Source organism: Serratia sp. PL17 (genome assembly GCF_017832355.1).
Taxonomy (GTDB): Bacteria; Pseudomonadota; Gammaproteobacteria; order Enterobacterales; family Enterobacteriaceae; genus Serratia.
In genome coordinates this window covers 151,807-169,511 of record NZ_JAFIBY010000004.1, presented here as the reverse complement: position 1 = coordinate 169,511, position 17,705 = coordinate 151,807, and the positions used below count along the sequence as shown (strand labels likewise).

At 53.2% G+C, this 17,705-nt stretch carries 19 protein-coding genes and 1 tRNA gene; 10 read left to right on the top strand and 10 right to left on the bottom strand.

Going from position 1 to position 17,705, the window contains the following annotated elements; translation table 11 throughout:
• Window positions 1-169: 169 nt before the first annotated feature.
• The 4 genes from purK to ppiB all read right to left on the bottom strand — a co-directional run bounded on the left by purK (window position 170) and on the right by ppiB (window position 3,151).
• A complete protein-coding gene (purK, locus tag JOE25_RS15010; RefSeq protein WP_209636435.1) occupies window positions 170-1,237 on the bottom strand; it encodes a 5-(carboxyamino)imidazole ribonucleotide synthase in 1,068 nt (355 codons plus the stop codon).
• Complete coding sequence (gene purE, locus JOE25_RS15005; RefSeq protein ID WP_209636433.1) at window positions 1,234-1,758, bottom strand: 5-(carboxyamino)imidazole ribonucleotide mutase; 525 nt, start codon at window positions 1,756-1,758, stop codon at window positions 1,234-1,236. The genes purK and purE overlap by 4 nt, the downstream gene beginning before the upstream one ends.
• A gap of 165 nt (window positions 1,759-1,923) precedes the next feature.
• Window positions 1,924-2,646, bottom strand: coding sequence for a UDP-2,3-diacylglucosamine diphosphatase (locus JOE25_RS15000; protein ID WP_209636432.1), 723 nt, complete (start codon window positions 2,644-2,646; stop codon window positions 1,924-1,926).
• 10 nt (window positions 2,647-2,656) lie between these two features.
• Window positions 2,657-3,151: a peptidylprolyl isomerase B gene (ppiB, locus tag JOE25_RS14995; protein ID WP_209636430.1), complete on the bottom strand. Its 495-nt coding sequence runs from the start codon at window positions 3,149-3,151 to the stop codon at window positions 2,657-2,659.
• 300 nt (window positions 3,152-3,451) lie between these two features.
• Between ppiB and cysS the strand changes: the two genes are divergently transcribed.
• Window positions 3,452-4,837 (top strand): cysteine--tRNA ligase, encoded by a 1,386-nt coding sequence (cysS, locus tag JOE25_RS14990; protein WP_209636428.1) that lies wholly within the window; start codon window positions 3,452-3,454, stop codon window positions 4,835-4,837.
• A gap of 68 nt (window positions 4,838-4,905) precedes the next feature.
• On the opposite strand, the gene ybcJ is transcribed toward cysS, so the two are convergent.
• Window positions 4,906-5,118: a ribosome-associated protein YbcJ gene (gene ybcJ / locus JOE25_RS14985; RefSeq protein WP_037417915.1), complete on the bottom strand. Its 213-nt coding sequence runs from the start codon at window positions 5,116-5,118 to the stop codon at window positions 4,906-4,908.
• Between the two features lie 10 nt (window positions 5,119-5,128).
• A complete protein-coding gene (folD, locus tag JOE25_RS14980; RefSeq protein WP_209636425.1) occupies window positions 5,129-5,995 on the bottom strand; it encodes a bifunctional methylenetetrahydrofolate dehydrogenase/methenyltetrahydrofolate cyclohydrolase FolD in 867 nt (288 codons plus the stop codon).
• Window positions 5,996-6,204: 209 nt separating this feature from the next.
• Here folD and JOE25_RS14975 point away from each other — a divergent pair, with 209 nt between their 5' ends.
• The 4 genes from JOE25_RS14975 (at window position 6,205) to JOE25_RS14960 (ending at window position 7,719) form a co-directional block, all read left to right on the top strand.
• Complete coding sequence (locus JOE25_RS14975; RefSeq protein ID WP_209636423.1) at window positions 6,205-6,414, top strand: hypothetical protein; 210 nt, start codon at window positions 6,205-6,207, stop codon at window positions 6,412-6,414.
• Between the two features lie 23 nt (window positions 6,415-6,437).
• Entirely contained in the window at window positions 6,438-6,704 is a 267-nt protein-coding gene (locus JOE25_RS14970) for a hypothetical protein (RefSeq protein WP_245209922.1), read from the top strand.
• 146 nt (window positions 6,705-6,850) lie between these two features.
• A tRNA-Arg gene (locus JOE25_RS14965) sits at window positions 6,851-6,927 on the top strand.
• Between the two features lie 438 nt (window positions 6,928-7,365).
• On the top strand, window positions 7,366-7,719 hold the full coding sequence (locus JOE25_RS14960) for a hypothetical protein (RefSeq protein ID WP_209636420.1): 354 nt from the start codon (window positions 7,366-7,368) through the stop codon (window positions 7,717-7,719).
• A 215-nt stretch (window positions 7,720-7,934) separates the two neighbouring features.
• On the opposite strand, the gene JOE25_RS14955 is transcribed toward JOE25_RS14960, so the two are convergent.
• Entirely contained in the window at window positions 7,935-8,624 is a 690-nt protein-coding gene (locus JOE25_RS14955; protein WP_209636418.1) for a VIT family protein, read from the bottom strand.
• Between the two features lie 289 nt (window positions 8,625-8,913).
• Here JOE25_RS14955 and JOE25_RS14950 point away from each other — a divergent pair, with 289 nt between their 5' ends.
• Window positions 8,914-10,458: a glycosyltransferase family 39 protein gene (locus tag JOE25_RS14950; protein ID WP_209636416.1), complete on the top strand. Its 1,545-nt coding sequence runs from the start codon at window positions 8,914-8,916 to the stop codon at window positions 10,456-10,458.
• On the opposite strand, the gene JOE25_RS14945 is transcribed toward JOE25_RS14950, so the two are convergent.
• Window positions 10,443-11,378 carry a LysR family transcriptional regulator gene (locus JOE25_RS14945; RefSeq protein ID WP_245209920.1) on the bottom strand — a complete coding sequence of 312 codons (936 nt, stop codon included), beginning with the start codon at window positions 11,376-11,378 and terminating at the stop codon, window positions 10,443-10,445. The genes JOE25_RS14950 and JOE25_RS14945 overlap by 16 nt on opposite strands.
• A gap of 94 nt (window positions 11,379-11,472) precedes the next feature.
• Between JOE25_RS14945 and JOE25_RS14940 the strand changes: the two genes are divergently transcribed.
• On the top strand, window positions 11,473-12,414 hold the full coding sequence (locus tag JOE25_RS14940) for an MBL fold metallo-hydrolase (protein WP_209636412.1): 942 nt from the start codon (window positions 11,473-11,475) through the stop codon (window positions 12,412-12,414).
• Between the two features lie 22 nt (window positions 12,415-12,436).
• Here JOE25_RS14940 and JOE25_RS26590 read toward each other — a convergent pair whose 3' ends face one another.
• Together JOE25_RS26590 and JOE25_RS14935 are read right to left on the bottom strand one after the other, a co-directional pair.
• Entirely contained in the window at window positions 12,437-12,598 is a 162-nt protein-coding gene (locus JOE25_RS26590) for a YnfU family zinc-binding protein (RefSeq protein ID WP_265554504.1), read from the bottom strand.
• Window positions 12,599-12,912: 314 nt separating this feature from the next.
• A complete protein-coding gene (locus JOE25_RS14935; protein ID WP_209636410.1) occupies window positions 12,913-13,974 on the bottom strand; it encodes an aldo/keto reductase in 1,062 nt (353 codons plus the stop codon).
• A gap of 97 nt (window positions 13,975-14,071) precedes the next feature.
• Here JOE25_RS14935 and JOE25_RS14930 point away from each other — a divergent pair, with 97 nt between their 5' ends.
• From JOE25_RS14930 to JOE25_RS14920, 3 genes are all read left to right on the top strand, one after another.
• A complete protein-coding gene (locus JOE25_RS14930) occupies window positions 14,072-14,983 on the top strand; it encodes a LysR family transcriptional regulator (RefSeq protein WP_209636408.1) in 912 nt (303 codons plus the stop codon).
• 129 nt (window positions 14,984-15,112) lie between these two features.
• Window positions 15,113-15,664: a flavodoxin family protein gene (locus tag JOE25_RS14925; protein WP_209636406.1), complete on the top strand. Its 552-nt coding sequence runs from the start codon at window positions 15,113-15,115 to the stop codon at window positions 15,662-15,664.
• Between the two features lie 591 nt (window positions 15,665-16,255).
• Window positions 16,256-17,704: a GGDEF domain-containing protein gene (locus JOE25_RS14920; RefSeq protein ID WP_245209918.1), complete on the top strand. Its 1,449-nt coding sequence runs from the start codon at window positions 16,256-16,258 to the stop codon at window positions 17,702-17,704.
• The last annotated feature ends 1 nt before the right edge of the window (window position 17,705 follow it).

The following is a 17,705-nucleotide window of genomic DNA, read 5'->3' as shown; positions in this document are numbered from 1 at the left end:
TGCGCTTGCGTGCCCCAGTCACATAGTTATCTATGCTCCAGGGGCTTACAAGCTTGCCGCCGCGATGCAACTCCAATTATTTAGGGTACAGCGTGATTAGCTTTTCATCGGTAGTAAAAAAGGGTTCAACCCATTGAGTTGAACCCTTTTTTTTGGTGCGGCGTAACGCTTAAGCCAGCTTTTTTTGCGCCCAGGCCAGGCCGCTTTGGTATTCGGCTGGCAACAGCGGTGCCAGAGCCAGTAATGACTGTTGCAGAGCGACGGCATCAGGATCGTTCAGGTTCAGGTGCCCGACCTTGCGACCTTCACGTACTTCTTTTTCGTACCAGTGCAGATGTACCAGCGGTAATGCCAGCCATTGCTGATTCACTGCGGTGCCAATCAGGTTAACCATCACTGACGGCGTACTCACTACCGGCTTTGGCAACGGCAGGGCCAGAATGGCACGTAAATGCAGTTCGAACTGGCTGATGGACGCGCCGTTCTGCGTCCAGTGGCCGCTGTTGTGTACGCGGGGGGCCAGTTCATTAATCAACAGACGATCGCCAACGATAAAGCACTCCATCGCCATCACACCGACGTAGTTCAGCTCATCAAGGATGGCGGTTAGCATCTGCTCGGCCTGATGCTGCAAGGCTGGGTTAGGCTGCGGCAATGCGACGCTGGTGCGCAGAATACCTTCTTCATGCAGGTTATGGGTCAGCGGATAGAACACGGACTTGCCATCGTGCCCACGCGCACCAACCAAAGACACCTCGCCAGAGAAGTTAATACCTTGTTCGACGATGCATTCACCGTAGGCATCTGCCGGCAACTCGGCTTCCTGGCCTGGGCGTAAACGCCATTGGCCGCGACCGTCGTATCCGCCCACACGGCGTTTGACGATAGCCAGTTCACCGAGGGTGGCAAACACCTGCGGCCATTCGGCGGCGTTGGCCAGCAACTGCCAAGGTGCGGTATCCAGACCCAGTTGATCGAGCAACTGTTTTTGCGTCAGACGATCTGCCAAACGCGGGAAAATATCGCGGTTGACGAAACTATTATGGGTCGCTAATTCGCGCGTCAGTGCCGTTTCCGGCCAGCGTTCGATCTCGGCGGTGATCACACTGTTTTGATAAGGCACAGCTTCCGGTTCGGCGTCGATGCCAACCGGATAGACGGCAATACCCAGTGGTTCACCGGCCTGGCGCAGCATGCGCCCCAACTGACCATTGCCCAGTACGCAAACCGGCTTCATGCTTCCTCCCGCGGATCCGGGTTGTTCAGTACGTCGTCGGTCTGCGCTTGACGCCAGTCTGCCAGGCGTTGTGCCAGCGGGGTGTCGTGCAGTGCCAGAATTTGCGCTGCCAAGAGTGCGGCATTAGCGGCGCCGGCTTTGCCGATCGCCAGCGTACCGACGGGGATACCACGTGGCATTTGTACGATGGAGTACAGGCTATCTACGCCACTCAATGCGGCGCTTTGCACCGGCACACCCAGCACCGGTACCAGAGTTTTCGCGGCCAGCATGCCTGGCAGATGCGCAGCACCGCCCGCACCGGCTATGATCACGTCAAAGCCATTGGCACTTGCCTGTTCGGCGAAGCTGAACAGCTTATCTGGCGTACGATGAGCGGAAACGACTTCGACATGGAACGGGACATTGAGCGAGGTCAGGACGTCGGCCGCAAACTGCATGGTGGCCCAGTCACTTTTCGATCCCATTACAATTGCGATTTTAACCCCAGCGTGGGTGGCTGAAGCGGCGTTGGCTCCCATGGGTGTAAGGCTCCTGTAATTGTACAAACGACGGCCGGTTGCCTGCGGCGGGAGGCCGAATGAGGGCGTAGAGCATACCATGAGCGCACGGCAAGGAAAACGGTTGCGTCGCCAGTTTTCACCGTCAAAAGCGCGAATTTTTTACTCGCGCAATATGTCAGGAACTTAGAAGGGGAATTGGATCAATTCGACGGCGTCAGCGCTGACTTTGATCATTGAGCCTTCAACGTGCCAGGCACCCAGTACTGCGCGGTGGGCTTTACCGTTGCTCAACGTCAGATCATGCACGGCTGGACGGTGTGTGTGACCGTGGATCATCCAGTGAACGTTGTGGCGTAACATTGCCTGTTCAACCGCTTGCGGGTTGACGTCCATAATAGATTCAGACTTGTATTGGTTGCTCTGTTGGCTACGTGCGCGCATTTTGGCGGCGATCTTAAGACGCCAGCGCAACGGCATTGCCAGAAACAGCCGTTGGATCCAGGTGTTATGCACTTTGCTGCGGAATTCTTGGTATGCATGATCGTCGGTACAGAGTGTGTCACCGTGCAGGATCAGTATTTTTCGGCCGTACAGGTCCAGCACCTTTTCTTCCGGCAGCAGCTGCATACCGCTGGCGCGGGCAAAGCGTTTGCCAACCAGAAAGTCACGATTACCGTGGATAAAATAGCAGGGCACACCAGCCTGTTGCAGCGCCTTCAACGCCGCGGCGATTTCACCGTGCAGCGGCTCGGGATCGTCATCGCCGATCCAGGCTTCGAACAGGTCGCCAAGAATGTACAGGGCGTCGGCGTGAATGGCATCTTGCCGCAAAAAGCGCAGAAAACCGGCAGTGATTGCCGGTTCCTGTGCGCTTAAATGCAGATCTGCGATAAACAGCTGGTGCATGCAGCCGCGATTACTCGCTGACGGTAACGCTGGTGATGATCACGTCTTCTACCGGCACGTCCTGGTGCATACCGCTGCGGCCAGTTTTCACGCCTTTGATCTTGTTAACCACGTCCATGCCTTCAACAACTTCAGCAAACACGCAGTAACCCCAGCCTTGCGCGTTTTCGCCGCGGAAGTTCAGGAAGTCGTTGTCAGCTACGTTGATGAAGAACTGTGCAGTCGCGGAGTGTGGATCGTTGGTACGCGCCATTGCCAGGGTACCGATGGTGTTTTTCAGACCGTTGTTGGCTTCGTTCTTGATGGTTGCCTTGGTGTCTTTCTGAGTCATGCCAGGCTCAAAACCGCCGCCCTGAACCATAAAGCCATTGATAACACGGTGGAAAATGGTGTTGTTGTAGAAGCCGTCACGGCAGTAGTTCAGGAAGTTTTCAACGGTAACCGGCGCTTTGTCAGCAAAGGTGTTGATAACGATGTCGCCGTGATTAGTGTGGAAAGTAACCATAGTTTTAGTCCTAACAAGATGAAGTGAGATGTCACGTAGAGCGAGTGAACAATCAGACCGTCGTTATAACATATCTCCTTTAATGAGTCAGCAGCGGCTAAACCGCGCACAGTCTGTGGTAAAAGTGTTTTTGTTATATTATAACATTGGTTGTATTCCCTGATTTATCGCCGTTTTCCACGGTTCAGCTCAGCAAAGCGTGGCCTTAACCTTGCATTAGATCAGGCTTCGGGTTTCAATATGCTACTGGGTTAACCCCTAATGACCTTTTTGTTATCACGCACACCACGGAATGTCCCGATGCTAAAGATTTTTAATACCCTGAGTCGTCAAAAAGAGGAATTCAAACCCATTCATGCCGGTAAAGTTGGCATGTACGTGTGCGGGGTAACCATCTATGACCTGTGTCATATCGGCCACGGGCGTACCTTTGTTGCTTTCGACGTGGTGGCGCGTTATTTGCGTTATCTCGGCTATTCGCTGAACTATGTGCGTAATGTTACCGACGTTGATGACAAAATTATCCGTCGCGCGACAGAAAACGGCGAAAGCTGCGATCAACTGACCACGCGCATGCTGGCAGAAATGCATGCCGACTTTGATTCCCTGTTGATCGAACGCCCGGACATCGAGCCACGTGCGACCCAGCATATCGCTGAGATCATTGAGATCACCCAGCGTCTGATCGACCGTGATCATGCGTATGTGGCCAGCAATGGCGACGTGATGTTCTCCATTGACAGCGATCCGCAATACGGTTTGTTGTCACGCCAGGATCTGGATCAATTGCAAGCTGGTGCGCGCGTAGAAATCGACGACGTGAAGCGCAACCCAATGGATTTCGTGCTGTGGAAGATGTCCAAGCCGGGTGAGCCAAGCTGGGAATCCCCGTGGGGCGCAGGCCGTCCGGGCTGGCACATTGAATGTTCTGCCATGAATGGTAAGCAGTTGGGTACCCACTTTGATATCCACGGCGGCGGTTCCGATCTGATGTTCCCGCACCACGAGAACGAGATTGCTCAGTCAAGCTGTGCGCATGACGGCCCGTACGTGAACTACTGGATGCACTCCGGTATGGTGATGATCGACAAAGAGAAAATGTCCAAGTCATTGGATAATTTCTTCACCATCCGCGACGTGTTGGGTTACTACGACGCCGAAACCGTGCGTTACTTCCTGATGTCCGGCCACTATCGTAGCCAACTGAACTACAGCGAAGAGAACCTGAAACAGGCACGCACGGCATTGGAACGTCTGTACACCGCGCTGCGCGGTACCGATGCCAACGCTCAACCGGCGGGCGGTGAAGTATTTGAAAGCCGTTTCCGCGAGGCGATGGACGACGATTTCAATACGCCGGAAGCGTATTCAGCCCTGTTTGATTTGGCGCGTGAAGTTAACCGCCTGAAGGCCGAAGACCTGAATGCAGCTAATGGGTTGGCAGCGGAATTACGCAAGCTGGCGAAGGTGCTGGGCCTGTTGCAGCAAGAACCAGAATTGTTCCTGCAAAGCGGTGCACAAGCTGACGATGCTGAAGTGACAGAGATTGAAGCCTTAATCAAGCAACGTAACGATGCCCGTAAAGCTAAAGATTGGGCGCTGGCGGATGCTGCGCGCGATCGCTTGAACGAGATGAACATCGTGCTGGAAGATGGCCCGCAGGGGACGACCTGGCGCCGTAAGTAATTCGCGTTAGGCTAACAAACAAAAAAGGCGCTGGGGTTTACTCAGCGCCTTTTTCTATGGAGCGGGGTTTACGGCTTAACAACCACCTTGCCGCCGTTAAACTCCACGACCTGATCGGCAACGATTTTGCAGCGCTTACGCGTTTCAACTTTACCGTTCACTTTCACCTGCCCATCGGCGATGACTTCTTTGGCGGCACCGCCGCTTTCGCACCAGCCCTGGAACTTGAGCAGATCGCACAGTTCGACGTGCGGGTGATTTTCCAGATTAAAAGTTTCCATACTGCCTTACTTATTTAGGTTGAACGTCGTGATAAACCTCGCAGGCCTGCAAGGTATTTTGGATCAGTGTAGCAACGGTCATTGGGCCAACGCCACCCGGAACCGGCGTAATATAGGCAGCTCGCTCACTGGCGGCATCAAAATCTACGTCTCCGACCACTTTACCACTTTCCAGACGGTTAATGCCGACATCAACGACGATGGCACCCGGTTTAATCCAGTCGCCTGGAATAAAGCCCGGTTTACCGACCGCAACGACCAGCAGATCGGCGTTTTCAACGTGGTGGCGCAGATTTTTGGTAAAGCGGTGCGTCACCGTCGTCGTGCAACCCGCCAGCAGCAGCTCCATGCTCATTGGGCGACCGACAATGTTGGACGCGCCAACCACCACGGCATTCAGACCGTAGGTATCGATGTTATAGCGCTCTAACAACGTCACGATACCGCGTGGCGTACATGGACGCAGCTTAGGCGCGCGTTGGCACAGGCGGCCGACGTTGTACGGATGGAAACCGTCGACGTCTTTATCCGGATGTATGCGTTCCAGCACTTTGACGTTATCGATGCCAGCGGGCAGCGGCAACTGCACTAAAATGCCGTCGATCTCGCCGTCGGCGTTCAGCCTGTCGATCAGCGCCAGCAATTCGGCCTCACTGGTGGTGGCAGGTAGATCGTAGGAGCGGGAGATAAAGCCCACTTCATCACAGGCGCGACGCTTGCTGGCGACGTAGATTTGTGAGGCTGGATTTTCGCCAACCAGCACTACCGCCAGACCTGGAGCACGTTTACCGGCAGCCAGACGTTGTTTAACTTGCTCAGCCACTTCGTTTCTAACCTGCTGCGCAATCGTTTTACCATCAATAATCTTTGCTGACATCAGTGAGGAAATCCATCAATTAAGAAAAGCGGGGAATGACGCTATTTTGTCAGAAGCGGAGCGCGCTGTCAGGCGTTGAATCGCGATCGATGGCGTTTGCTGGGCGTGATTTACGCTTTTTTTATACCAACAGAATGATCCTCTACGCCTTTTTTACCTTGTGCCACGTAAGCTGCAATCAGTGAAATTGCGGTACGGGAGGAGAAATCATGATGGTCATCACTCGGTTACACTCTTTGCACCAGCCCATCGATAGTCTGGCGTATCCACCAAGACACGTGGGGGAAACGGTGTTCGATTCGTCATTACACCCGGCAGACGTTGCGCAGTTGATTGCGCTGCATCAACGTGCTGCACATAAAGCACCGTCCTCATGGATAACGCGTTTGAACGCATTGTGCCGGAGGTTGCACGCATGATAAGCATCAGAGGGGTGGGGCTTATGCTACTGGCGTGGGCCCCGATGGGTCAGGCTTCACTCAATGCCGCACCGGTGAGTGCTGCGTTAAGCCCGCCGCTGTCGGTTGCCTGCAATCTACTGGCGACCGAACATGCTGATTGGGGCAATATCAATGCAATGGTGCATTCAGCACGCATTTGCCTGCAGCGCCCTACGGAGCAACAATCAGAACGTCTTATCGAACCGGCCAATTCCGGCCTGGCTCAACGCAGCGCTGACTCGCCGCTGGATTTAATACAAAACAAATGATGATGTTAACGCCGTGGGCGGGGGCAGTAATGGTTGAAAAAACGCCATAAAGCACGGCTGCCGCCGTAACGTTATGAAAAGGCATTGACTCAGTAACCCCTGACCGTATAATCCCACTCCGCAACTTCCGGTTGCCGCATCCCCATGCGCCCTTAGCTCAGTTGGATAGAGCAACGGCCTTCTAAGCCGTAGGTCACAGGTTCGAGCCCTGTAGGGCGTACCATTTCGATTCAATCAGTTACGCAAAAGCCCCTCACTAAATCATCGGCTTTGATAACCGACAGGATGAGATCCAGCTCAGAGAGAATATTGCGATATAGATATTCATATTCTTTATCCCGTTGCTCACTCTCACCTACACCTGGCAGATCTACCAGTATCAGGCTATGGTCACCAGTGTTCAGTCGAAATCGCAGTACGTCACGGGGTCAGGTGTCGTCGAGAGCGACCCCTATCGTACGGCCAGACAGACTCGATATTGCTAGAGCGACGCAGCCGTTTGTTAGTGCAAATTAAACAGTGGATTTTAGTGGCTCAGGACACTCATCTATTCATGGTTGTGTGACCTTTGAGACAACGATTACCAAGTGATGCTCAGCTTCTTAATAGATAACGTTCATGGGCTGTATATGGATACAGTGTCAATGACAAGGAGCCTCACATGGCAAATCTGATTATTAGCGAAAACAACGACATTACTTTGACCCCAGAGCAAGCTAAGACTCTTACTAAGGTTGAAGTCGCAGGCCAGTTTGAAAATGCTGTATTGCTGAACAAATACCTTGGCCGCATGTCAGTGCCAATGGAATCAGGTACTGAATTCGATGAGGTTCTGAACACAGTTCCTGCATACTCGCTGGCTATCTCTGTCGATGGGCGTTGTTTTTCTGGCGTAGGTGCTCCGACAGTATCAGCCGCAGGAGACACCTGGGAATTCAAGTATCCATTTATCCTGCTCGAAAGCTACGCAGAGCAGGTAACTACCCAACACATTCCGGTTTCGCAACCGGCATAACCAAAGTAAATCAATCCCGGCTTATGTCGGGATTTTTTACGTTCATTATCCGCTACCGGGTAATGAACCCTGCAAGGGGGAGGCATGGTGATTACGTCAGCCTTGGTATTCGGTCGGTCCTTTTCTACTTCTACGACGGTAAGATCCGCACAGTCTTGATGGATGCATTTCTCACCGGCTTCATGAGGATATTAGCCGAGGCTGAGGAGCAGTATTTAGCCGGCTATCGAACCAAAAAACGCCCCCACGCCCGATGACATCGCCATTGCCAGGGCACTCCAGAATGTAATGCGGACCATGCCGGGAAGGATTGGAGCACCGCCTGCGTTAGCGGCAACGCCACCCAGAATGGCCAGAGATAGCAATGCTGAAAGGGCAATTGCTGGGATCGCCCACGGGCCCGTGACAATCACGGCGACCAATAAGGGTAAGATTGCCCCAGCCGAGAAACTCGCAGCAGAGGCCAAAGCCGCCTGCAAGGGGCGGGCAGTGGTGATTTCCGATATGCCTAACTCTTCACGCGCATGTGCGGCTAAAGCGTCATGGCTCATCAGTTTTTCAGCCACTTGTTTTGCCAGCGTAACGTCCAGGCCGCGATGGACATAAATTGAGGTTAACTCGCGAAATTCACCCTGAAAATCGGCATCCAACTCGGCCTGTTCTTCCGCCAGGGCGGCTTTCTCGGTGTCTGACTGAGAAGACACGGAAACATATTCACCGGTTGCCATCGACATCGCCCCGGCAACCAAACCGGCAATGCCGGTTAGCAGAATACTTTGGTGGGTGACGTTGGCCGATGCTACCCCGAGCAGCAAGCTCGCAGTAGATACGATCCCATCATTAGCGCCAAGGACTGCGGCTCTGAGCCAACCTATCTTCTCTATGCTGTGTCGTTCTCTGTGCATGATGGCGTTCCCTTTTTACGGCGCTGCCTGTCAGCGGGTTGTGTTCGGCCTCTTTAGTTTAGCGTGGCTTTTCGGGCGGCTGCCGGCAGGACAATGCGTGAGTATTCTCTGTCTGGGTTCAGGTATCTGAAGGGGGAACCCGTGGTTCACGGGCGGAGTACGCAGAATGTAATTTTTCCGGAAAAGATTCACGGACTTTTTCGCGATGATTGAGTCGCCATTTACCTCTTCTCGGCAATGATGACACCGCGTCTCCACATTGTGTGGAACAACTCGGTGGAATGTGGCTATGTCACTGCAACAAATATCAAATACTCCCTTGATGAACAACAGGGTGAAGGGCATCGGCTATAGGCATTATGCGTATCTGATCGTGATATTCGCGGCGGTTATTCGGTTTATTTCTTTAACCGACAAATATTTTTGGTGTGACGAGGCATCCAGCGTTCTGACCAGTCGTTATGACGTGGGGGCATTGTTGTACCACGCTTCTTTTGACGTTCATCCCCCGCTTTATTATCTGTTACTGCATGGTTGGATGTCCCTGTTCGGTGACAGTATCCTGGCGGTCCGTTCGCTCAGTTTGGTATTTGGCGTCATTACGGTCGCATTGACGATCAAACTGACCCGCTGGATTGCCGGCAAACGGGCAGCGCTACTGGCGGGTTGGTTAGTCGCGATCATGCCGATGGCAGTGCGCTACAGCCAGGAAGCGCGAATGTATGCGCTGATGGGCATGTTGACGATTGCAGCCACCATGGCGTTGATGATGTGGCTGAAAAAACCGGACAACCGCCGCTATTTGTTCGCCTATGCGTTGCTGATGACGCTGAGTTTTTATACCCATTACTTCACCATTTTTGCTTTATTCAGTCATTGGATAGTATTGCTGGCTTTATCGTTCCAGCGTGATGAGCCAGTGAATTATCTCAAACAACCGGCCTGGTGGTTGGCCAACCTGGCGATAGGGTTGGCCTATATCCCATGGCTGTTAGTGCTGTTCGATTTGTTGACTCATATTGCAGAACTGAGAGTTGGCGGGGATGTGGGGTGGATACCTCAGGTTGAGTGGAGCGACTTACCCGCTATGTATTGGCGCTTTTTCGCCGGTAATGATGGCCGAGGCTATCCTGGGATAATTTTTTGGCTATTGCCGCTGTGCTTCGCCGGGTTGTCGTATTTGTGGCTGCGGGGGCGGGAAAGCGACAGGAAATATCCTTTGCTGTTGCTGTGCAGCGTATTTCTTCCGGTGACCCTGCTGTTTATCATTTCATTGCGTACACCCTTGTTCGTCGACCGTTATTTGTTTTTCGCCTCATTAGGTATTCCGATCATCCTGGCCATTTTAATTACGGAAAGCGAAAATAAAGCTTATAGGCTCTCATTACTGTTGCTGGTTGGTTTGCTGTTCGGTAGTGGGCTACAGAATGATTATTCGTCAGACAAAGATCAATTTAAGGGGATGGTGCACTATATCAACAACGGCTACCAGCCTGGGGATGCCGTTGTTGTCAGTAATATGTTTAATTACCTGAGCTACGTGTATTACAACAAAAAAGATTATCGTGCATTGTTGTATACGCCGGCCAAGCCCAATGGGCTTTCCGGTAAACCCAATGCCTACGGGTTCGGTACCTTTTTCCACGATCGGGCGGCGCAAACTTACGTCGATAATCTGAAGTCCTTGTCTGCGACCCATCGTCGGGTTTGGTTGGTCAGCGGCGGTGATTTCAATCAGGATTTTGGTCGCACGCAGCCGGGGTGGGTCAATACAAGCACCTTTAAAAGCGGCGGATTCGAGTCACGGCTGTTTGTGGTTCACTCCGCCAGATAATAAGTGGATGCCACCAGCGCACGTATCCGCTCCATCAGCCACAGTAACGCGGGGTCCTGACTGCGCTTGTGATGCCACAGCATGGCCACTTCGAAAGGTGGGAGATCTAGCGGTAGCTCGCTGTGCTTCAGGCCGTAATCCTGACTCCAGATTTTGCCCAGCCCTTCAGGTACGGTGGCCAGTGCCGGGCTGCGCTGCAGGATCAGCGGCAGTGTGGCGAAGTGCGGGCTGGTGTAACGCACCAAACGCTGCAGCCCATGAAGGGTCAGTTGTTCATCGATAGCGCTGGTGTTTGCGCCACGGTAGGAAACCAACAAGTGGTCGTTAGCAATGTAATTCGCCAGCGGCAGCGGGGTAGGCAGGTTTAGCTGTTCCGGATGCCACAGAGAGCAGAAGCGCATCTTGGTCAACACTTCTCGCTGCAGCCATTTAGGCCCGGATGGTGCGACGGAAATGGCCAGGTCAATACGATCCTGTTCCAGTGCATCACTGTCCTGGAATGGATCGGTGGCCACCACGTTTAGAGTGATACCGGGTGCCTGCTGTTTCAGGTCAGCCATTAGCGCGGGCATCAGCCACATTTCGACCCAATCGGCCATGCCTATCCGGAAGCTGTATTGCGCCGTGGCGGCAACGAAATTGGGTGGCTGGAATAGCACCTGCTGCATCTCTTCCAGCAGGGGTGTCAATGCCAGCACCAGCGTTTGCGCCCTTGGGGTGGGTTCCATACCCTGAGCGGTACGGATAAACAGTGGGTCATTGAACATGTCACGCAGACGTGCCAGTGCACCGCTGACGGCCGGTTGCCCCAGATACAGCTTTTCTGCTGCCCGTGACACGCTGCGTTCACGAAACAGTACCATCAGTACCGTCAGTAGGTTCAGGTCGATACGACTAAAATCATTTTCTCTGATGTTCATAATCATTCCAATCAATTTGAATGATGTTAACTGCCGCTACCATAATCTCCGTCAGCGTTAAAGGCGACGCATTTTTCTAACTGAAGGGGATGTTATGAAGCTGCTTTCTGCGCTGGCATTTGCCGGCTTACTGTTGACGGGGGCCGCCGTGGCGGAGCCGCAGGTCCAGGCACCGGGTTATTACCGCATGCCACTGGGTAAATTTGTCATTACCGCCGTGTCCGACGGCACGGTGACCATTCCGCTCGATAAATTGTTGACCCATATCTCGCCGCAGGCGCTGAAGCAAAGGATGGCCCAGGAGGCGATGACGCCGCAGGCGGAAACTTCAATCAACACCTTTGTTATTGATACCGGCAAGCAGCGAGTGTTGGTTGATACGGGGGCTGGACCGTTATTCGGCAAAGCCGGTGGGCACCTGTTGGAAAATCTGCGTGCGGCGGGGTACCCAGCGGAAACCCTGGACGCGGTGCTGTTGACCCACATACATGGCGATCACTCTGGAGGAGTGTCGTTAAACGGCAAACCGGCATTTCCTAATGCGCTGGTTTATGTCGATAAAAAAGACGTGGATTTTTGGCTGAACACGGCCAACCTCAGCAAGGTGGAGGCGAGTCAGAGGCATACCTTCAAGGAGTCGGCAGATTCGCTTAACCCGGTGATCGCCGCCGGTAAGCTGAAAACCTTCACTGCGCCGCTAAAAGTACTGGACGGTATCCAGGCGCTACCGGCACCGGGCCACACGCCGGGTAGCGTGGTCTATCGGGTCGAAAGCGAAGGGCAAACGCTGGTATTGTGGGGCGATATCATTCACGCCAAGGCGGTGCAAATGCCGGACCCTGAGGTGGCGATCCATTTTGATGTGAACCAGCAGCAGGCAGTGCAAACCCGAGAGCGTATTCTGGCACAGGTGGCGCGTGAGGGCGATTGGGTGGCCGCAGCCCATATCTCATTCCCCGGTCTGGGCCATGTGAAGGCCGAGGACAACGGCTACCGCTGGGTTGCCGCCAACTATACCACTCAGCTTTCGCACTAAAGGCGGTGAGGTGTTGAAGACACTATTTTTCGTCAGGAAGGAAATAGTGGCCGCATTTAGGGCAAATCATGGTGATGTTTTTACGCACTTTCCGGCGATTTTGTTCAGAAACGTGAGCGCACTTTGGACAGGTCATTTTTACTGATGTGTCGCTGAACATCTTAAGGGCTTCAAAGATAGACATATCTTTCACCGGGTCGATGTAGGGAAACTCACTCTACCATTCAGCGTCATCAATAGCCCTTTACTGATGATTTATTCATCATTTCTGTGAGCGCGATGGGGGAATTTTTGCTGCCATGAACACAGGGCGCTGCAGTAAAAATGTCACATTTCCATCCGGCGTTACATCTGCCGGATCAACCTTACGCAGGGATGACAGTTCTATACATTGAGGCTGGTAGTTTAACAGCTACCCGATGATGTTGTGTGTTATCCATTCCCTGTAGTGTAGTACCCATCCCTGTTAAGTTTATCCCGCCTTGAGCGGGATTTTTTTTATCTGTGTGAAATCACGAGTTCTCCAAACATAATGTCGCGTGAGGCCTGCAACGCCAAAAAATCATGAGGGAAACCTAGCTCAACGGCGCTGGCGATTTCCAGCCGTTGCCATTGATCTTCCGTTAGTCTGACATCCAACGCCCCCAGATTATCTTCCAGCTGCGCCTGTGTGCGTGCGCCAATAATGGGGGCGGTTACCGCCGGATTTCGTAACGTCCAGGCCAGGGCCACTTGCGAAGGACTGAAGCCGGACGCGTCGGCCAATGATTGCACTGTTTCGGCAATAGAAATATTGCGTTCGGTGAGCATACCTTTATTGCGTATCATAGTGCGTCGGGTACCGCTTTCTTCCTCCAATGGCTGCAGGTCTTGTCGGCTGTATTTACCGCTTAATATACCCCCAGACAGCGGCGACCAAGGGATAACACCCAAACCTAATTCACGTGCCATCGGGATCAGCTCACGCTCTACGGTGCGTTCCAGCAGGCTGTATTCGATCTGTAGGCCAATCAACGGTGACCAACCGCGTAAATCGGCCAGTGTTTGCATTCTGGCAGCTTGCCAGGCAGGAAGATCCGAAACCGCCAGGTACAGTACCTTACCGGCACGCACCAGATCATCCATGGCGCGCATAATCTCTTCCACCGGAGTGGTGAAGTCCCAGGCATGCAGATACAACAGATCGATATAATCGGTGTTCAGGCGCCGCAGACTTTCCTCCACCGAGTGGATCATACTTTTGCGGTGGTTACCGCCCGAATTAGGGTTGTCTATCTGCATGGGGAGCGTGTATTTGGTGGCAATCACCAAGCGATCGCGGCGTCCGGCTGCGAATTTTCCCAAAAAGCGCTCGGCGCTGCCTTCGGTGTAGCGGTTGGCGGTATCGATGAAATTGCCGCCGCGTTCGACATAAACGTCAAACAGACGGCGAGCCTCTGCCTGTTCCGCCCCCCAGCCCCAGTCGGTGCCGAAGGTCATGGTTCCAAGAGCCAATGGCGAGACTCGCAGGCCGGAACGGCCGAGTAGGCGGTAGTGGTTTAGGGCCAGTGATGTTTGCATCAGGTGTTTCCTCTGTGGTTTTTCTCAAGGATAGGCCCCGTCGAGCGTGTATTGAATACGCTATAATCTTCATGAATTATTAAGGATGGAGAGCATAATGAGAGGGAGTGACTTTGCAGAACTGCGCGCCTTTGCTGCCATTGTTGAATATGGCAGCTTTGCCCGTGCGGCAGCGCAATTGGGTATGTCCGCTTCAGCGCTTAGCCAAACGCAGCGTAATCTGGAAGCTCGGCTGGGTGTGCGCCTGTTGAATCGCACGACCCGCAGTGTGGCTCTGACTCAGGCAGGGGAGCAGCTGTTGGCCCGACTGAGGCCGGCGATGGCTGAGATTGAGTCTGCTGTTACACAGACTGCGGCATTACGGTTGCAGCCTGCAGGCACGCTGCGGCTCAATGCGTCCAGTCTGGCGGCTATCCATTATTTGGCCCCGTTGTTGGCCCCGTTTAATGCACACTATCCTGACATCATTGTGGATCTGAGCGTGGAGGATCGGCTGGTAGACATTGTGGCAGCCGGTTTTGACGCGGGTGTGCGCCTGCATGAGCGGCTGCCGAAAGATATGGTGGCCGTAGCACTGGGTGACAAACAGCGGATGTGCGTGGTGGCTTCTCCCACTTATTTGGCCCGCTTCGGAACACCGCAAACACCCGATGCGTTGCGCCAGCACCGCTGCCTGAATACTCGCTGGCCGACCAACGGCAACCTTTACCGCTGGGAATTCGAGCGTGATGGGGAAGTATCGGAGATCGCAGTGGAAGGCCCGCTAATTGTGGACGATCCGCAGGTTCTGATTCGTGCGGCAACTGATGGGCTGGGCATTGCCTATTTATTTGAGAGCCAGGCTAGCGAAGCCTTGCGAGCGGGGCGGCTATTATCGTTGTTGACGGCCTGGACACCGCCGTTTCCTGGTTTTTACCTTTATTATCCTGCCAATCAGCAAATGCCACGCCCACTTCGCGCGTTTATCGATTTCGCACGGCAGCAAAGTGTGAAGGTTGTGGGGGGATGAGCAGCGTCCGGTTTTTTTGAATAACTCTGTCAGATAAATTTGGTATTCACTCCAGGGCCAGTTGATTAGATTGGATCAGAGTAACTTCGAGTGCCGTCGGCATTCTAATGCAATGACCTGGAGTCCATTATGGCGAAGACAGTGGTTATCTTTCATTCCGGCTACGGCCACACCGAGCGTTTGGCAAAAGTTGTCGCGCAAGGGGCAGAGGCAGAACTGATCGCTATCGATCAGGAAGGCAATATCAGCGATGAAGCCTGGCAGAAACTGGATGAGGCGGATGCAATCATCTTTGGTTCACCGACCTATATGGGTGGCCCATCCTGGCAATTCAAGAAGTTTGCTGATGCCAGTTCAAAAGCCTGGTTTAGCCGCAAATGGCAGGACAAGGTTTTCGGTGGGTTTACTAACAGTGCCAGCCTGAATGGCGACAAGCAAGTGACGCTGATCGCGTTGCAAACGCTGGCTTCGCAGCATGGTGGTCTGTGGGTCAGCCTGGGATTGATGCCTGCTAATACCAAATCGGCACAGCGCACCGATGTAAACAATCTGGGTGGGTCAGTCGGGCTATTGGTGCAAACACCCGCCGACGCCAGTGTGGATGAGATGCTGTCGGGCGATTTGGAAACTGCCAGCTTATACGGCCAACGTGTTGCGGGCTTTGCTGCCAAACTGGCGTAACGGTTAATCCCCTTTTCGTCAACGAAGGGGGGGTATTGCCCTCGCATTGTGCTTTTATAGGCATGGCCTTGCTCATTTTCTCTACACAATTGACGCGTAAAATGCTGCGTGTTATTAGCCTGCTTGGGCTAACACTGCATTTCGTACAAATATTCCCGGTTCCTAGACCGGGTTTTTTGTTGCTAAGGTGTGCTTAAGCTTCTGGCGATACAATGAGCAGCAGCACAGGCATGCAATGGCTGTGTCGTAACTGTCGATTAGCTGCTCTTCAAGCGAGCCCGCACTGTGCGGGCTTTTTTTATGAATTGCGCTTCTGGGCGAGTTACAGGAAAATATTGGCCAGCAGAACAGCAAGGTGGCAAATAATACCCTCCTTTATTTTATGGTTTTTGTGTTAATGCTGTCTGACATGGGTTTGCGCTATGCTGATAGATATCTCTGGGTATTATTGTCGGGCGAGCTGCCATTTATTTCGTTTTGAATTGTCTCTATTTTTTACGTTAAGGTCCGGTTGTCATGTCTTCCTCATTATGTTTGTCGGGGGAATATGCGTAGAATTTCTCTGGTTATTATCAATATATGGGTAAGGCGATGAACGCCAGAATAAACACCAAACATAGCCTGCCTGCCGCCGTCCAGTTGATCACACTTTTTCTGCTGGCATTTTTACTTTCACTGCTGGGTATTTTTACTCGCCCAATAGGCTCACTTTCCCTGTTTTGGCCGGTGAATGCGATTTTGCTCGGCCTGTTATTACGCAAGCCTGCTTATGCCACCCCGGCGGGGTGGGTCATCACCTATCTTGGGATGATTGCGGCTGATTTGGCTAATGGTGAAAGCCTGTCACTGGCTATGTGGCTTAATGCTTGCAACATGTCGCTGATTGGTACCGGTTATGCCGTAATGCTGATGCTGCCGAAGTCGCAGCGCCGGATGGGTAAACCTCAGGCAATACTGTATATGTTTACCGCTAGCCTGAGCGGGGCGGCCGTGGCTTCGACTTTGTCGATATTGCGTAACGAAAGCCTGTACAACAACACGGCGGTGATCGCCTGGCTGGCGTGGTTCAGCGAACAATTCTCAACCAATTTACTGTTGTTGCCGGTGCTGCTGGCGGCACCGCGGCTCAAGCAACTGCTGCGAATGCAGATCAACTACCGACTGCGTGGCAGTATGCCGCTGTTTGCCCTGTTGTTTTCGTTGGCGTTCAGTGTGTATATCGGTGGGCCGGGCGCCATTGCCTTCCCTATCCCGGCGTTGTTGTGGTGCGCGGTGCGTTACCAGCTGTTCACTGTGACCTTGCTGACACTGCTGACGGGCATGACCGAGATCAGCAGCATCTCCGCCAACCTGATGCTGTATGAAACGCCGAACAACCACAATGCGTTTCTCGATACGCTGATGTCGGCCCGCCTGGGGATCGCCATGTTGGTTATGGGGCCGCTGATCCTGGCGAGTTCGATCGCCGTTAATCGCAAGCTACTCCGGCGGCTGGAGCACAGTGCTAATCACGACTTCCTTACCGGGGTACTGGCGCGTAACGCACTGACGCGCAAGGCGGGCGAGTTGTTGGAGCATAAACATAAGTCGAAAGAGGCGGTGTCGCTGCTGCTGATCGATATCGACCATTTCAAGCAAATTAACGACACTTACGGCCATTTGGTTGGTGATCAGGTATTGGCTTCCTTTGCGCATGTCGTTCGGCGCGAGCTGCGTCACGATCAGCTCTTTGGCCGCTTGGGTGGGGAAGAGTTTGCCATCATGCTGCCGCGTGCGCTGGCGGCGCAAGGGTTGGCTTTGGGGGAGCATTTGCGGCAATTGGTAGAAAAGGCTGATGTGTATCCCAGAGGGAAAACGCCGTTAAACATTACCATCAGCGTCGGCGTTGCCAGTTTGGCGATGAACGAAGTGAAGTCGCTGGAACAGCTCATGAATATGGCGGACATCGCGCTTTATCGCGCCAAATCGCAGGGGCGTAACCGTGTTGAGTCGTTTAATGTGGTCAGTGGCAACAGTGTTGGCCACATTATGTTCAAGTAGG

Coding starts and splice junctions, on each gene's coding strand:
- purK (WP_209636435.1), bottom strand. CDS start 1,237: ATGAAGCCGGTTTGCGTACTGGGCAATGGTCAGTTGGGGCGCATGCTG.
- purE (WP_209636433.1), bottom strand. CDS start 1,758: ATGGGAGCCAACGCCGCTTCAGCCACCCACGCTGGGGTTAAAATCGCA.
- JOE25_RS15000 (WP_209636432.1), bottom strand. CDS start 2,646: ATGCACCAGCTGTTTATCGCAGATCTGCATTTAAGCGCACAGGAACCG.
- ppiB (WP_209636430.1), bottom strand. CDS start 3,151: ATGGTTACTTTCCACACTAATCACGGCGACATCGTTATCAACACCTTT.
- cysS (WP_209636428.1), top strand. CDS start 3,452: ATGCTAAAGATTTTTAATACCCTGAGTCGTCAAAAAGAGGAATTCAAA.
- ybcJ (WP_037417915.1), bottom strand. CDS start 5,118: ATGGAAACTTTTAATCTGGAAAATCACCCGCACGTCGAACTGTGCGAT.
- folD (WP_209636425.1), bottom strand. CDS start 5,995: ATGTCAGCAAAGATTATTGATGGTAAAACGATTGCGCAGCAGGTTAGA.
- JOE25_RS14975 (WP_209636423.1), top strand. CDS start 6,205: ATGATGGTCATCACTCGGTTACACTCTTTGCACCAGCCCATCGATAGT.
- JOE25_RS14970 (WP_245209922.1), top strand. CDS start 6,438: ATGCTACTGGCGTGGGCCCCGATGGGTCAGGCTTCACTCAATGCCGCA.
- JOE25_RS14960 (WP_209636420.1), top strand. CDS start 7,366: ATGGCAAATCTGATTATTAGCGAAAACAACGACATTACTTTGACCCCA.
- JOE25_RS14955 (WP_209636418.1), bottom strand. CDS start 8,624: ATGCACAGAGAACGACACAGCATAGAGAAGATAGGTTGGCTCAGAGCC.
- JOE25_RS14950 (WP_209636416.1), top strand. CDS start 8,914: ATGTCACTGCAACAAATATCAAATACTCCCTTGATGAACAACAGGGTG.
- JOE25_RS14945 (WP_245209920.1), bottom strand. CDS start 11,378: ATGAACATCAGAGAAAATGATTTTAGTCGTATCGACCTGAACCTACTG.
- JOE25_RS14940 (WP_209636412.1), top strand. CDS start 11,473: ATGAAGCTGCTTTCTGCGCTGGCATTTGCCGGCTTACTGTTGACGGGG.
- JOE25_RS26590 (WP_265554504.1), bottom strand. CDS start 12,598: ATGTCTATCTTTGAAGCCCTTAAGATGTTCAGCGACACATCAGTAAAA.
- JOE25_RS14935 (WP_209636410.1), bottom strand. CDS start 13,974: ATGCAAACATCACTGGCCCTAAACCACTACCGCCTACTCGGCCGTTCC.
- JOE25_RS14930 (WP_209636408.1), top strand. CDS start 14,072: ATGAGAGGGAGTGACTTTGCAGAACTGCGCGCCTTTGCTGCCATTGTT.
- JOE25_RS14925 (WP_209636406.1), top strand. CDS start 15,113: ATGGCGAAGACAGTGGTTATCTTTCATTCCGGCTACGGCCACACCGAG.
- JOE25_RS14920 (WP_245209918.1), top strand. CDS start 16,256: ATGAACGCCAGAATAAACACCAAACATAGCCTGCCTGCCGCCGTCCAG.